At 57.4% G+C, this 13,857-nt stretch carries 12 protein-coding genes and 1 pseudogene; 5 read left to right on the forward strand and 8 right to left on the reverse strand.

Annotated elements, in window-relative coordinates; all coding sequences use genetic code 11:
- Window positions 1-221: 221 nt before the first annotated feature.
- Window positions 222-995 carry an SDR family NAD(P)-dependent oxidoreductase gene (locus ACIK7D_RS20640; RefSeq protein ID WP_400157254.1) on the reverse strand — a complete coding sequence of 258 codons (774 nt, stop codon included), beginning with the start codon at window positions 993-995 and terminating at the stop codon, window positions 222-224.
- 87 nt (window positions 996-1,082) lie between these two features.
- On the opposite strand from ACIK7D_RS20640, the gene ACIK7D_RS20645 reads away from it, so the two are divergent.
- Entirely contained in the window at window positions 1,083-1,712 is a 630-nt protein-coding gene (locus tag ACIK7D_RS20645) for a TetR/AcrR family transcriptional regulator (RefSeq protein ID WP_400157255.1), read from the forward strand.
- A gap of 177 nt (window positions 1,713-1,889) precedes the next feature.
- On the opposite strand, the gene ACIK7D_RS20650 is transcribed toward ACIK7D_RS20645, so the two are convergent.
- From ACIK7D_RS20650 to ACIK7D_RS20675, 6 genes are all read right to left on the reverse strand, one after another.
- Entirely contained in the window at window positions 1,890-2,189 is a 300-nt protein-coding gene (locus ACIK7D_RS20650) for a MurR/RpiR family transcriptional regulator (protein WP_400157256.1), read from the reverse strand.
- A 56-nt stretch (window positions 2,190-2,245) separates the two neighbouring features.
- Complete coding sequence (locus ACIK7D_RS20655) at window positions 2,246-3,265, reverse strand: Gfo/Idh/MocA family oxidoreductase (RefSeq protein WP_400157257.1); 1,020 nt, start codon at window positions 3,263-3,265, stop codon at window positions 2,246-2,248.
- A gap of 27 nt (window positions 3,266-3,292) precedes the next feature.
- The gene (locus tag ACIK7D_RS20660; RefSeq protein ID WP_400157258.1) at window positions 3,293-4,084 is read right to left on the reverse strand and encodes a TIM barrel protein; all 792 of its coding nucleotides are present in this window, start codon (window positions 4,082-4,084) and stop codon (window positions 3,293-3,295) included.
- 82 nt (window positions 4,085-4,166) lie between these two features.
- Window positions 4,167-4,955, reverse strand: coding sequence for an ATP-binding cassette domain-containing protein (locus ACIK7D_RS20665; RefSeq protein ID WP_400157259.1), 789 nt, complete (start codon window positions 4,953-4,955; stop codon window positions 4,167-4,169).
- The gene (locus ACIK7D_RS20670; protein WP_137453489.1) at window positions 4,955-6,076 is read right to left on the reverse strand and encodes an ABC transporter permease; all 1,122 of its coding nucleotides are present in this window, start codon (window positions 6,074-6,076) and stop codon (window positions 4,955-4,957) included. The genes ACIK7D_RS20665 and ACIK7D_RS20670 overlap by 1 nt, the downstream gene beginning before the upstream one ends.
- Window positions 6,077-6,203: 127 nt before the next feature.
- Complete coding sequence (locus tag ACIK7D_RS20675; protein ID WP_400157260.1) at window positions 6,204-7,157, reverse strand: sugar ABC transporter substrate-binding protein; 954 nt, start codon at window positions 7,155-7,157, stop codon at window positions 6,204-6,206.
- Between the two features lie 181 nt (window positions 7,158-7,338).
- Here ACIK7D_RS20675 and ACIK7D_RS20680 point away from each other — a divergent pair, with 181 nt between their 5' ends.
- The 4 genes and pseudogenes from ACIK7D_RS20680 to ACIK7D_RS20695 all read left to right on the forward strand — a co-directional run bounded on the left by ACIK7D_RS20680 (window position 7,339) and on the right by ACIK7D_RS20695 (window position 11,952).
- Window positions 7,339-8,349, forward strand: coding sequence for a LacI family DNA-binding transcriptional regulator (locus ACIK7D_RS20680; protein ID WP_400157279.1), 1,011 nt, complete (start codon window positions 7,339-7,341; stop codon window positions 8,347-8,349).
- A 722-nt stretch (window positions 8,350-9,071) separates the two neighbouring features.
- Window positions 9,072-9,746: a transposase gene (locus ACIK7D_RS20685; RefSeq protein ID WP_197926857.1), complete on the forward strand. Its 675-nt coding sequence runs from the start codon at window positions 9,072-9,074 to the stop codon at window positions 9,744-9,746.
- Window positions 9,747-9,762: 16 nt separating this feature from the next.
- A pseudogene (locus tag ACIK7D_RS20690) lies at window positions 9,763-9,978 on the forward strand (integrase core domain-containing protein); the annotation flags it as partial.
- 213 nt (window positions 9,979-10,191) lie between these two features.
- A complete protein-coding gene (locus ACIK7D_RS20695; RefSeq protein ID WP_400157261.1) occupies window positions 10,192-11,952 on the forward strand; it encodes a peptidoglycan D,D-transpeptidase FtsI family protein in 1,761 nt (586 codons plus the stop codon).
- Here ACIK7D_RS20695 and ACIK7D_RS20700 read toward each other — a convergent pair.
- Window positions 11,900-13,849 (reverse strand): anthranilate synthase family protein, encoded by a 1,950-nt coding sequence (locus tag ACIK7D_RS20700; RefSeq protein ID WP_234899658.1) that lies wholly within the window; start codon window positions 13,847-13,849, stop codon window positions 11,900-11,902. The two genes, ACIK7D_RS20695 and ACIK7D_RS20700, sit on opposite strands and share 53 nt — an antisense overlap.
- Window positions 13,850-13,857 lie beyond the last annotated feature (8 nt).

A 13,857-nucleotide genomic window follows, 5' to 3' on the forward strand; every position in this document is an offset into this window, starting at 1 on the left:
GATAACGTAAACCGCCTCCCGATATGTCAGGCGGCGTTGCGCGCCCACGAGACGAAGAAAGCGCCGGCTCGCGCCTCTGTCGGGCGGGCCACGAACGCCAACATCGCAAGGCGCGCGCGCCGATAAAAAGTTCGCCCGGGAGAAGGAACGCAGTTGTCCCATTCGGGCGTCAGGCGAAACCGCCCGACGCCAGTCGTCCAGGGACATCTGCTATGCCTGGATCAAATCCGCGCACCGCCCGTCGCATCAATCATCTGTCCGGTCGTCCAGCGGGCGTCGTTCGAGGCAAGGAATGTGATGACGTCCGCAATATCGTCGGCGCGTCCGACACGCGAGAAGACTGACAGGGCTTCGGCGCCTGCGCGGGCCTCCGGCGCTGCCAGCCATCCGGCGTTCATGTCGGTTTCAGTGACACCCGGCAGCACCGAATTGACCGTAATTCCGCGCCGGCCGAATTCCGGGGCAAGCGCCAGCGTCAATGTCTCAAGCGCCCCCTTGGACGCCGCATAGGCGGGATGCGTCGGCGCCGCGATGCGCGTGAAGCCGGTCGAGACGTTGATGATACGGCCATTGTCGCGGAGATGATCAGCAACGGCCTGAATGAGAAAGAATGGCGCCTTGAAGTTGATCGTCATCAACTCGTCGAACGCCGCTTCCGTTGTTTCTTTTAATGGTGTCGCCGGGGCAATGCCCGCATTATTGACGAGAATATCAAGCGATGGCGAGCCGGTGAAAGCGACCGTGGCTTCCCTGAACTGCTCCCACAAGCTGTCTGTCGCCGCTTTCCCAGACCGCAGATCGGCATTGAGAGCGACCGCCTTCGAACCGAGAGCCTCGATCTCGCGGATCGTTGCCTTTGCCGCATCGGGGTTCGCACCATAATGAACGCCGATAAGACCTGCACCCTCTTTCGCAAACGCCAGGGCCGCGGCACGGCCGATGCCGCGTGAACTGCCCGTTATGAGGGCGACTTTGTTCGATAGTCTCTGAGACATGGATCACTCCGTTGCGATTTAACTAGCGATCGTTATAATAAAATTCGGCCATGATCTGTCAATGTTTTTATAGTGATCGATATAAAAATGTCTGAAATGACGCGAAAACAACGCGGTAGACCGCGCCTGCTTGATCGGAATGCCGGGCTCGACGTCGCAGCCCGGCTGTTCTGGGAACACGGCTATGAGGGAACCTCGATAGCGGACCTCACCCATGCGATGGGCATCACCCCGCCGTCCCTCTACGCGACCTTCGGTTCGAAGGAAGAATTATTCCGGCTGGCGCTTGATCATAGCATTGCGCAGCAAAGCGAACGCCGCGCCGAAGTGCTGCAGGCGCAAATACCCGCTTACGAGGCGCTCGCCTCTTACCTTTACGATATTGCTGAAGGACATACCCAGCCCGACAAGCCGCGAGGATGCATCGTTTCCACTGCCGTTCTCCAGCATTCGGAAGCAAACGCCTCTGTCGCCCGCACAACGGCAGGATTGCGCGAGGCGGCAATACAGATTCTCAAGACGCGGTTCGACCGCGCCGTCAGCGAGGGCGAACTACCCACGCAAACCGACACGGATACGCTCGCCCGCTTTTACGGCGCCGTCATTCAGGGCATGTCCGCGCAGGCTTGCGATGGCGCATGCAGGGCTAGGTTAAAGGCTTTGGTCGACGTCGCGCTGACAGCCTGGCCCGGAAAGCGTGGGGCCGCTGGCCCTTAAGGTTGAATCGCAACCTCTTGAGGGTGTCGTCCGAGGACCGGAGACGGCAAAACGGCATTCGACCAGGAAAGCGGGCTGATGGCGAGACGGACCCCTGCCGGCAAAATCTTGGCGAGATTCATTTTCTTCTCCACCTCGCAGAACCTGCGACTTTCACTTTCACGGGGGTAAAACCTATCAAAATTCCATTATGTTACGCCCCTTCCCTTCCGACAGTACGTGCGTGCGAAAAACCCGCCTGAATTGGCTGAACCTATCAAAGCCCAGCGAGTTGGCGACACGGACGACGGTGGATGGAGACACGGCGCATTCGCTGGCGAGGGAACCGATCGTACCAAAGGCGACGATATGCGGACGAGCCAGAATGGTTCGCGCGACATGGTCCTGCTGCTCCGACAATCGCAGGCTCCCCGTTACGATCAGACCCTTCATGTCCTGAATGCTGGTTGGCGTTTTAAAGGTCTGCCGCGTACGCATGGAGCCTGCTCCTTGTCGATCTGAAGGCACGCCGGCAAGCCACCGCGCCTTAGGGTTCAATTCAGGGCGACCGGCTGCTTCCGGGATACCGATTGAATAGCGGCAAGGGCGACCGCCAGTGCGTTGCGTGCATCCTGGCCCGTCGGCCCTTCACTCATCCCCCACTGACGGACGGCGGTTATGAAAGAGGCAAGTTGCGCCGTGTAGCCATGGACAAAGTGATCGGTATCCCGACGCCAGGTCTCATTCGAGACACCGCGCCCATCGAACAGCGTCATGCTTGAACGACGCACATCGCCCATCGTCACCATGCCGGCCGATCCAAAAACCTCGCCGCGAATGTCATAGCCGTAGAGCGCTGAAAAATTGGCCTCCGCAACGGCTATGGAGCCGTTGTCGAAACGGATATTGACCACCGCCGTATCCAGAAAGCCTTCACCTTTTGCGTCAGGGCGAACGAGCGCATCCGCCATGGCGAAGACTTCGACGGGTCTGGCGCCGGGGTTCAGCCATAACAGCGTGTCGAAATCGTGGATGAGGGTCTCGTAGAAAATCGTCCAGAGCGGAATACGGCCGGGGTCTGCGGCGAATGGGCCGGGATCACGCGTCAGCGAGCGGATGAGCTGCGGCGCACCGACCTTGCCGACATCGATCGCGGCCCGGCCTTCCGCAAAGGCCTGATCCCACCGGCGGTTGAAGCCCACCTGAAGGGGAACGCCCGCCGAGCGTGTCGCGGCAATCGCCCGATCGGCATCTTCCAGCGTCAGCGCCATCGGCTTTTCGCAGAAAATCGCTTTTCCCGCCTCGGCAGCCTGAACAAGAACATTGGTATGGAAACGGGCCGGCGTTGCGATGATGACGGCGTCGAGACCGGGATGTGCAAGCAATGCGGCAATGTCGGTATAGGCGGCGTCGACGCCGAGTTTTTCCGCAAGACCTGCTGCCGTACCCGGTGCGGGATCGGCAATGGCGACGAGTTCGGCATCCACCAGTCGCCGGGCGACGGTTTCACCGTGGAAAGAGCCGATGCGGCCGGCGCCGATGAGGCCGACATTGACGGGTTTTGTCTTGGGCATGGGGATCGTCCTGTTGGGTTTATGGTGTCAGATTGTGAATGCAGCGCGGAAAGCCGAAAGCGCTGCGTCGGCATCGCCGGATGCCCAGGCCTCCATGCCGACCGGCCCGGCATAGCCCATCGCTTTCAGCGCCCGGGCAATGCCGTTCCAGTTGACTTCACCCGTACCGGGCTCGCAGCGACCGGGCACGTCGGCAACCTGAATCTCCCCTATCCACGGCAGGGCCTTGCGGCAGAGTTCGATCAGGTTTCCTTCACCGATCTGGGCGTGGTAAAGATCGAGATTGAGGCGCAGACGCGGGTGGTCGATGCTGGAAACCAGCGCCAGCGCATCTTCCGCGCGCGCAAACGGTACGCCGGGATGATCGACGGGAAGGTTGAGGTTCTCCAGGGTGAAAACCACATCCTCTTCTTCCGCGAGGTCAACGATACGGCAAAGCGTGTCGCGCGCCTTGAGCCACATGACGCCCGTGACCACCTCGACAGGCTGCACCGGCAACCCGCGATCTCCAAGGCCCGTACCATGCAGGTTCAGTCGCTGAACGCCAAGGCGTTTGCCCACCCGGGCGGTCTGGCGGGCCGTGCTGAGCAGCTCCTCCGCGCCCTCGTCGTCCGTAAGCCGGCCGGTGAGATAGCCGTTCATGATGGTGAAGGTCGCGCCGGTCGCTTCAAGTCTGCTGATGTCATGTTCCGGCCAGTTCCACAGGCCGACACCGAAGCCCAGATCCTTGAGCCGGGAAGCGCGCCATTCGATCGGCTTGTCACGCCACAACATCTCGGCGCAGGCCGCCAGTGGGAAGGAAGTCGCAGAAGCGCTCATGGGTAATACCTTGCTGATGAGTATGAGGGATCGTGGCGCGGCGCGATCGCGCCGAACCGGATATTCGTTCGGGAATGTCTAGTCAGATGGTTCCGCCCAGCTCCTCGGAGATGGACTGCAACTCCTTGCCGCCTGCCATCAGGTTCTGCAGATCGTCGATGCCAATTTCACTCTTCGAATATGTTCCGAGGGTCTTGCCGCGATTCAGCGCCGTGAACCGGTTGCCGACGGCATAGGCGTGGCGGACATTATGCGTGATGAAAATGACGCCGAGCCCGTTATTGCGGACCTGGTTGATATATTTGAGAACCATCGAGGTCTGCGCGACGCCGAGCGCCGACGTCGGCTCATCGAGGATGAGCACCTTCGCCCCGAAATAAACAGCGCGCGCGATGGCGACACATTGCCGTTCACCGCCCGACAAAGTGCCCACCGCCTGATCCGGCTCGCGCACATCGATGCCGATCTTGCGCATCTCCTCACGCGTGACCCTGTCGGCAAAATCCATGTCCATGCTCTTGAAGGGGCCGAAACCCTTCAGAGGTTCGCGGCCCATGAAAAAGTTCCGCGTCACCGACATCAGGGGGATCATCGCAAGATCCTGATAGACGGTCGCGATGCCGGTATCGAGCGCATTCCGCGGACCGTCGAATATGCGTGGCTGGCCTTCGACGAGGAATTCTCCCGATGTCGGCTTGAACACGCCGGACAGGGTGTTGATGAGAGTGGACTTGCCGGCGCCATTGTCTCCGAGAAGGCAGAGAACCTCGCCGGCGTTGACACTCAGCGATACGCCGTTGAGCGCGATGATGGAGCCGAAATATTTGACGAGGTTCCTTACCTCGACGATTGGCGTCTGAGATGTGCTCATCAGCGTTCTCCCGTGACGCGTTTGCGGATCACATTGTTGAAAATGACGGCCGTCAGCAGCATGCCGCCTAGGAACACGAGGTACCAATCCTGATCTATCGACGTGTAGGTGAGGCCGATCAACACCATGCCGAAGACAATCGAGCCGAAGAACGCGCCGATCGCCGAACCGTAACCGCCTGTCAGAAGGCAGCCGCCGATGACGGCCGCGATGATGGCCTCGAATTCCTTCTGAAACCCACGGCGGGCATCCGTGGAGCCGGCATCCAGCACGGTGAGGATCGCTACGAGTGTGGCGCACATCGCCGTTATGATGAACAGGGTGGTTTTCACGCGCGCCACTGGCACGCCCGACTTGCGCGCCGCACGCGGGTCACCGCCGGCGGCAAATATCCAGTTGCCGAAACGCGTCCGTAAAAGCACCCATGTAGCGAGCAGGGCGATCAGGACGAACCACAGGATCTCCACCGGAATACCGGGAACCTTCGGTGTTCCATTTGGAAATGTCTCGATGATGCCCCGGCTGCCGAGCCAGGAGAACAGGCCGGTAAAGGCCTCGCCGGAAAAAATCGGGGCAAGCGGGCTGTCGGCGGCGGCTTCCTTCATGCCGCGAAGCTGTGTCGCTCCGCCGCTTGCCCATTTAAGGCCAACCAGCGTGAGGCCACGCAGAATGAAGAGGAATGCGAGCGTGACGATGAACGAGGGAAGACCCGTTCGCATCGTGAGCTGGGCATTCGTAACGCCGATGACCACGGCAAATCCGAGCGCAATCAGGATCGCCACACTGAGCGGAAGATTGAGAACCACCAGCGCCGTGCCAAACACGAGACCGGCAAAGGCGACCATTGATCCGATCGACAGATCAAATTCACCGCCGATCATCAATAAAGCGGCGCCGATGGCAAGAATGCCGAGCTGGGCGGCCGGAGCCATGAAATTGACCACGCCGGCCAGCGTGAACATGGCGGGATTGGCGGTGAAGAAAAAGAAGATGGTGACGAGCACCAGCCCGGCGACAGCGCCGAGTTCCGGACGCCGCAGGAGCGCGGTCATCATCGAAACCTTTTTTAGCCGCTCGTCGGATCGGGTCGACGACCCGTTCTGTTCGTTGGCCAGCGTCATGGGTTCGTTCCTCAGATTGGGTGTCATCTTTGCGCGCAACGGCGTTCGGCCGAAAAGGTCGCGCATCGAGGTGAAGGTTGCGTTCGGGGTGGCTCCCGCTTTGGCGGGAGCCACGCTTCCATCCGGCCTAGCGGATGCCCTGGGAGGATTTTTCGATGACTGCGGCCGCCGTGTCCTTCTCGACGAAGCTTGGGCCGGAGGCAACGTTGCCCGCCGGAATGGTGCCGTAACGCGCGTTCAACGCAAGAAATGTCACCGGTAGATAACCTTGCAGGAAGGGTTGCTGATCAACCGCAAACAGTGCCTTCCCGTCCGCGACAGCCTTCAGAAAACCCGCCGACAGATCGTATGATGCAACCTTGACCTTGTCGCCGACACCCAGCTTTTCGACAACCGCAACCGCGCGTTCGCCGACCAGCGGCGCAGAAAGACCGAGAACAACATCCACCGAGGGATCGGAGGTAAGCGCCGCCTGAATCTTGGCCTCGATTTCTGCCGGGTCGGCCGTCGTCGGCAACACCGTTACCTTGCCGCCTTCAAAACCCTTTTCCGTTCCGGCGCAGCGCTGGTCCAGAGCCGCATTGCCCACCTCCTGGTTGACGCAAAGAACGTGCTTCAAACCGAAAGACTTCAGTTTCTCCCCAACCTTGACACCGGCAGGCAGTTCATCCTGACCGACGTGCAGCCTGATGCCGAGCTTTTCCGTGGCCGAGATGCCGGAATTCATCGAGATGACCGGAATGCCCGCGGCAACTGCTTTTTCAATCGCCGGACCAAGGGCATCTGGATCCGGGTTGGAAATCACTATCCCCGCCGGGGTCTGGTTTGCGGCCGCATCGATGAGTTGACCCATCGCGACCATGTCGAAGGTTTCGGGCGCGCGATAATCGACCCGGACATTACTGTCCTTGCCCGCCTGCATCATGCCATTTTTGACAATAGACCAGAAAGGATCGGACGCCTGACCGTGGGTGACCGCGATGATGGTCAACTGATCCTGCGCCTTGGCCGCCGCAGAGCATGACACGGCTATTCCGGCGACGAGTGCGCCATGGGCGAGTTTCCTGAGAATAGATTTCATGTGGTTCCTCCTCCTTGTACCGGCCCACTCCTCAGACCGGTAAAATACTCATGCTACCGGGTGCAAATATCTTGCTACCGGGTGCAAGCAGGTGCATCATAGCTGCGGATGGGTTAAAAGCAAGCGTTCATTTCATCGAAATCCGAAATGGAATGTTCGTTCTATTTTGGTCGGAGGCACTATGCGCAAGCGGGAAACTACCAGGAGAGCGACGGCGAAGGAGGTGGCGACCGCAGCCGGCGTCTCTAAATGGACCGTTATCCGGGCCTTCACACCCGGCGCGTCGATCACCGAGGAGAGCAAACGGCGCGTGCTGGAATCGGCGGCCGCCCTGAATTACTCGCCGAACCTTCTTGCCCGGAGCCTTGCCACCAATCTGACCCATCAGGTCGCCGTCTTCGTTGATGACTTCGCCAATCCCCAGAAACTGCCGTTTCTTGAAACACTGACGGAGCGTCTGCAGGCCGCCGGCCTCGTTGCCATGCTCATCAACATCAATAACCACTTCGATCACGTGCACGCCCTGCTGCATGCCGACCAGCGTCAGGTTGACGCCATCATTCTTTTTGGCACCGCATTTCGCGATGAAACGCTGACGGACCACCAGCTCGGCCACGGAATGCCGCCCATGTTCGTTCTGGCACGCGATAGCCAGATCGACGGCGTGCCCGCCGTCGTATGTGACGCCGAGCTGGCGCTGAGAGACATCGTCAACCATTTATACGAACGGGGATATCGAAAGCCCGGCTTCATGAGCGGCGCGACGGCGCTTTCGACAGCGCTCAGGCGCCGGCAGTACTTTACGGATTTCTGGGCGGAAAAAGGCGTTGGTGAGATCGAACTGCTATCTGCCGAAAAATACAGCGCCGCAGCGGGAGCAGCATCCGTCCGCGAATATCTCTCGCATACTGCACCTTCCGAACGCGTCGATGTCCTTATGTGTGAGAACGATATCCTGGCTTTCGGCGCCATGGATGAAATTCGCGGAAACTTCGGGCTGAGAGTGCCTGAGGAGATGGCCATCGTCGGATTCGACAATTATGAACTCGGAGGTTCACCCGCATACGGCCTCACCACATATGAACAACCGCGCCACGAGATGGTCGAGGCCATCATCGGAATGATCACCGGAGCCATTGAAGCCGAAACAGTCACCTTGCCCGGTAAGATGATTGTCCGAAATTCCACGTGACAACAAAAAACCCCGTGGCTAGTGCCACGGGGTTTTGAGATTTGGTTGCGGGGGCATGCAACCACCTTTACTTGCGATCATCCCAACCGCTCCAGGCTCTGCTAAAATCTCTTCCTGCCGGCGACCGTAGTGGCTTGTTTCGCACTGCTGCGTAGAAAACTGGTGATGTATACTCATAGAGTGAAAGCAGAGTAAACTCTCACCCAAAGGGTCCACTGGCACTTACGACAACGGCTATCCACAACCATCCGAGTGGGGTTACTTATCGGTAATCTGTTCTCATTCCCAAGGCGCTGGCCGATTTATCAGTGCGACTATCTCTGGAACCGATGCAGCCGGTTCAGATAAAGCCAAGCAAAAATCCGAAAACCCTTCAGGAGTCATGACAATCAAACGCCCACTTATCACGTCGTTTGGGAATCGTAGAACGGAGGTGTGTGCAACCTCCGTCAGCGACCGACCGCATTGGTCGGCTGCGGGACTGGGCATCCAGGCTTGGCCACATCAGAGCCTTCGGTGTTGAGGGTACCGGTTCCTATAGAGCTGGTTTGTCCCGGGAGCTGTTGGCTCATGGACATACAGTTCTCGATGTGATGCGTCCTAACCGACAACTCCGCTACCTTCACGGCAAATCAGACAGCCTCGACGCTGAAAGCGCGGCACGATCGGTTCTGAACGGGCAAGCAACAGCTCTGGCAAAGGCACCAACTGGATCATCGGAAATGATCCGGCACATTAAAGTCGCCTCGGACAGTGCTATAAAGGCTAAGTCGCAGGCGATGATCACTTTGCGAACGTTAATAATAAATGCGCCGTCCGACCTGCGTGATGCGCTCGACCAGATCAAAGGGCCAATCGCCTTAATCCGCCACATAGCCGTGTTTCGACCCGGCGAGATCCTCTCGCCGAACTCGTCGGCGAAAGCTACCATGCGAGCCATCGCCCGTCGTTGGTTGATGCTGCACGAAGAAATCGCAGAGCACGAACGTGAACTCGACCGCATGGTCACCGACAGAGCTCCTGCATTGATGATGTCGTTCGGCATCTCGACGATGACAGTCGCCGAGATGTTCATCCTGATCGGCGACAATCCCGAGCGCATCAAATCTGAAGCTGCCTTGGCAAAAATGTGCGGCGTCTGGCCAATTCCGGCATCCAGTGGCAAGACAAACCGAATGCGGCTCAATCGAGGTGGAAATCGCCAGGCAAATGCCGCCATGTATCGTGTTGCGGTCGTTCGAATGCGTGATGACGACAGAACCAAAACATACGCGGCGCGTCGAACCGCGGAAGGCAAGACCAAGCGAGAAATCGTTCGATGCATAAAGCGATATATCATCAGGGAGATATACCGATATCTCTGCACGCCATCCGCTTCCCAGCTTTCTGGATCTTAACAGAAATAGGAGCATCAACGCTCTCGCCGAAAGGATCAACGGTCTCTACAAGGCCGAAGTCATCCATCGACCGGGACCGTGGCGCAACTTCGAAGCCGTGGAGTTCGAGACGCTCGAATGGGTCGATTGGTTCAACAACCGCCGCCTTCTGGAGCCCATCGGAAACATTCCGCCCGCCGAGGCTGAAGAACGGTACTACACTATGCTGGACCTGCCAGCCATGGCCGCATAACTTAACCTAACAGGTCTCCGGCAGACCCGGTGCGGTTCAAATGCAGTTTCTGCATGAACGAAGAATAGGAAATACCGGGCCACAACCATTAAGGTAAAATTAACCAAAAATTAACGGCCAGACGGCTAACAATTTTCCCGTGCGAGATGTTCTTTCTACAATCTCTTGCAGCCATGAATGCCTTTCAAATAACTCTTTTTTGGATAGTCTTAGATGTCCGTCATCTCTCGCATTGTAGCAGTCAAGAGAAAAGGTCACGTCGAGGCGCCCGCAAAACGAGCTAATTCTACTCACCATCAAGGCGTCAGTATGAAACGGCAGGCAAGTGCTCGACAGCGCTTGGGAATTCTTATCGGCGCCTTCGTTGTGATGTTTGCTGTAATTGGTGGCAGATTGGTTCAATACGGGATTGCCAACCCGGTCGTAACTGGCTCGATCCCTCCTCAAAATGCAGTAGCGTCACGCCCAGATATTGTTGACCGCAATGGCGAACTCTTGGCCACCGACCTGAACATGGTTTCACTGTATGCGGATCCTCGCAAAATTGTTGATCCTGATGAAGTGGTGGAAAAGTTAGCCGCCGTTATTCCAAACCTTGACTGGGGCGACACATATAAAAAACTTCGTTCGAAGACCGGGTTTCAGTGGCTGCGCCGCCAGCTAACCCCGCGGCAGCAGGCTGACATCCTTGCGCTCGGCATTCCGGGTGTAGGTTTTCGCCCAGAAAAACGCCGCTTCTATCCTGGCGGGGTCATCGCGTCCCATATCGTTGGCCATGTAAATATCGATAACCAGGGCCTCGCCGGTATTGAGCGATACCTTGATCAACAGGGTTTTTCTGATTTACGTGCAACCGGGATGACCAGCGACGTGCCGCTGGAGCCCGTCAAGTTGTCGATCGACGTTCGGGTGCAGAGTATAGTCCGAGACATCGTCCACGATGCCATGACGAATTACAAGGCCGAGGCCGCCGGCGCCGTTATTATCGACGTGGAGACGGGCGAAGTGCTCGCAATGGCCTCGGTCCCAGACTACGACCCCAATCAGCCATCACGTACCCTTGCCGATGGCAGTGTTGACAAGGAATATGAAAAGGGTTGGTTCAATCGGATCAGCAACGCCACCTTTGAAATGGGATCGACCTTTAAGAGCTTTACGCTCGCGATGGGCTTGGACGAGGGAAAAATCAATCTCAATTCGGTTGTAGACGCCTCCAAGCCAATACGTATGGGCGGCTTCACGATCAAGGACTTCAAAGGCAAGAATCGTCCCCTGTCCATTCCCGAAGTCTTCCAGTATTCGTCGAATATCGGCACAGCGGCTGTCGCTGACCGTGTGGGCATTGAAGGTCATCAGCAATTCCTGACGAAGCTCGGCCTTCTGAACAAAGTTGAAACGGAAATGCCTGGCGTAGCTACTCCAACGCAGCCGCGTGTCTGGAAGAAGATCAATTCCGTCACGATCTCTTTCGGGCACGGTGTTGCCACGACCCCACTCCAAACCGCTGTAGCGGCGGCTGCGCTGATGAATGGTGGTGACCTTATCCCGCCGACCTTTCTTACCCGTTCAAAAGAACAGGCGGATGCAATTAAGAGGAAGGTCATAAAAGACCAGACCAGCGCGGATATGCGGTATCTCTACAATTGGAATGGTCTGAAAGGGTCGGGCCGAAGCGCTCAGGTTGAAGGCTTCCATGTAGGAGGCAAGACCGGAACGGCAGATAAAGTCATCAACGGTCGCTACGCCAAAGACATAAATTTCAACGCCTTTGTCGCAGCTTTCCCGATGGACAAGCCCAGATACGTGGCACTATCGATCATCGATGCGCCAATATCCGGCGAACATGGGGGCCGCACGGCAGCCTCCACAGCCGCTCCCATGATGAAGCAGATAATTAGTAGGACGGCCGCGCTTTTGGGCGTTACGCCAAGGTTCGGCGCTCCGGATGCCCAGAGCTTACTTGTGAATTACTGACGGCCAGAGACAAATGCTGGTGAGCCTCCACTCGAGCAATACGCTCTAGCTCAGTGGCAAGAAGGCTTGTCCCTGCCAAACTTAGCACAGATTCCGGGTGGAACTGCATCGAGGAAAAGAACTCGCCTCGCAGAGCGTGAACTTGACCGGTTGTTACATCGCGAGCCACATTTACTGACATGCCCGCCGTGCAGAAGGAATCAAACGAACTTCGAGCTGCGAACGTATTGTAAAATCCCACGACTGCGCTGTGTCCGAAGTAGTCGATCTCTCGCTGCACACCTTGGTTTGGGTGCGGTAATCTCTCGACTTTCAATCCCATATAGGTGGCCAAAATCTGATGGCTGAGGCAGACCGCCAGGAAAGGGGTTTTGTCTGCGAAGCACCTGGCCAAAACCTTCTTTAAGTTGACCACACGTGGATCTCGGTCGTCCAATGGATTTCCTGGACCTGGCCCCAACAGCACAAGGTCGGATTGCGCGTAGTCATCTCTCCATTGACTAACCGGAAGCAGCCGCGGTTCCAAGCCCAGGGCCTGCAGTTGGTGAGCCAACATTCTTGTGAAATCGTCTTCCGCATCAAGAACAAGAATTCGCTTCCGCACCAAACCCGTGGACTGCAATCTGGTACCGCCAGACAGCCAAAAGCTCGCTACTCGATTATTCCTCTCTCGCAGCGCAGCTTGTATCCGCGCGTCATCACCGATCGTATTTCTTGCCGCACCGAGGAAGGCATTGAGCAAACCATTCGCTTTTGCCGTCGTCTCCGCAGCCTCAGCCATCGGATCGGAGTGACGAACGATAGTTGACCCGACCGAAATCTTCAGACGTCCGCCGGGAGCGATATCGGCGGTTCTGATCAAAATTGCCGAGTCCAACGCTTCTTCGCCAGTCTCATCGACGCCCAGCAGGGCGGTAACGCCAGCATAATAACCTCGTCCCTTCGGCTCATACTTGGCGATCACTCTGCATGCGTTCTTGATCGGACTGCCGGTGACAGTGGGCGCTAGCAAAGTGTCGCGCAAAAGCGTTGATGCGCCGGCTCGTGTCTTACCCTCGATGTAGTACTCCGTGTGAGCGACCTTAGACATCTCCTTGAAATATGGGCCCTTGAGACGTCCCCCAGTTTCACAGAAGCGACCAAACATCTTCAGCTCTTCATCCGCGACCATGAAAAGCTCGTCCGTTTCTTTCGGATCGTTGAGGAAGTCGAGGGCTTGATCGACCTGCGGGCCGCTTGCTGGATAGCGGTAGGTTCCGCTGATCGGGTTCATCGTTGCGACACCGCCGCTCAGAGTTATTTGCTGTTCTGGACTTGCTCCAATAAAAGCCCGGCCTTCGAGCCAAATCATAAATGTCCAGTACGCTCCCGACTCCTTCGCCAGAAGCTCACTGAATAGCGAAAGCGCGTGAGCTTTGGAAAAGCCCTCGATCTCCGCGTAGAGGGAGCGCGATAGGACGAAATTTGATCCTTCCCCTCGGCCGATCTCGTCATTAATGATTTTCTGAGCTGTCGCGGCGTAGGCTTCATCGCTGAGGTCGAAGCCTATTCCACGAAGCTCCACCGGAACTTTTGGTATGTGCGCTACGGTTTCGGCGACGGACAGCACCTCGTGTTGCGAGATTTCAATTGCCTGCAGCGCTTCGCCGTCATCTTGATAGTCGAACCCTACCTCGTGGATCTGTCTGTAGGGGATCATGACCAAGTACTTGAGCAGAGAACCACTGATCGACACATTTGAGGTTACGGAGATATCCTCCAGTTTAGAGAAAGCGACGGCGCGACCTGATACTACATCCACCGACAGGTTCGTACCCGCTGACTTCCGTCTGGCAATCAAAGCGAAAGCTGGGCTCGAGCTTGTGACAATAAGCTTTTCTAAAAGTGTCGACTGCATGTTCAACC

The sequence above is a fragment of the Agrobacterium sp. P15N1-A genome (assembly GCF_044626815.1).
GTDB classification, from domain to species: Bacteria; Pseudomonadota; Alphaproteobacteria; order Rhizobiales; family Rhizobiaceae; genus Agrobacterium; species Agrobacterium leguminum.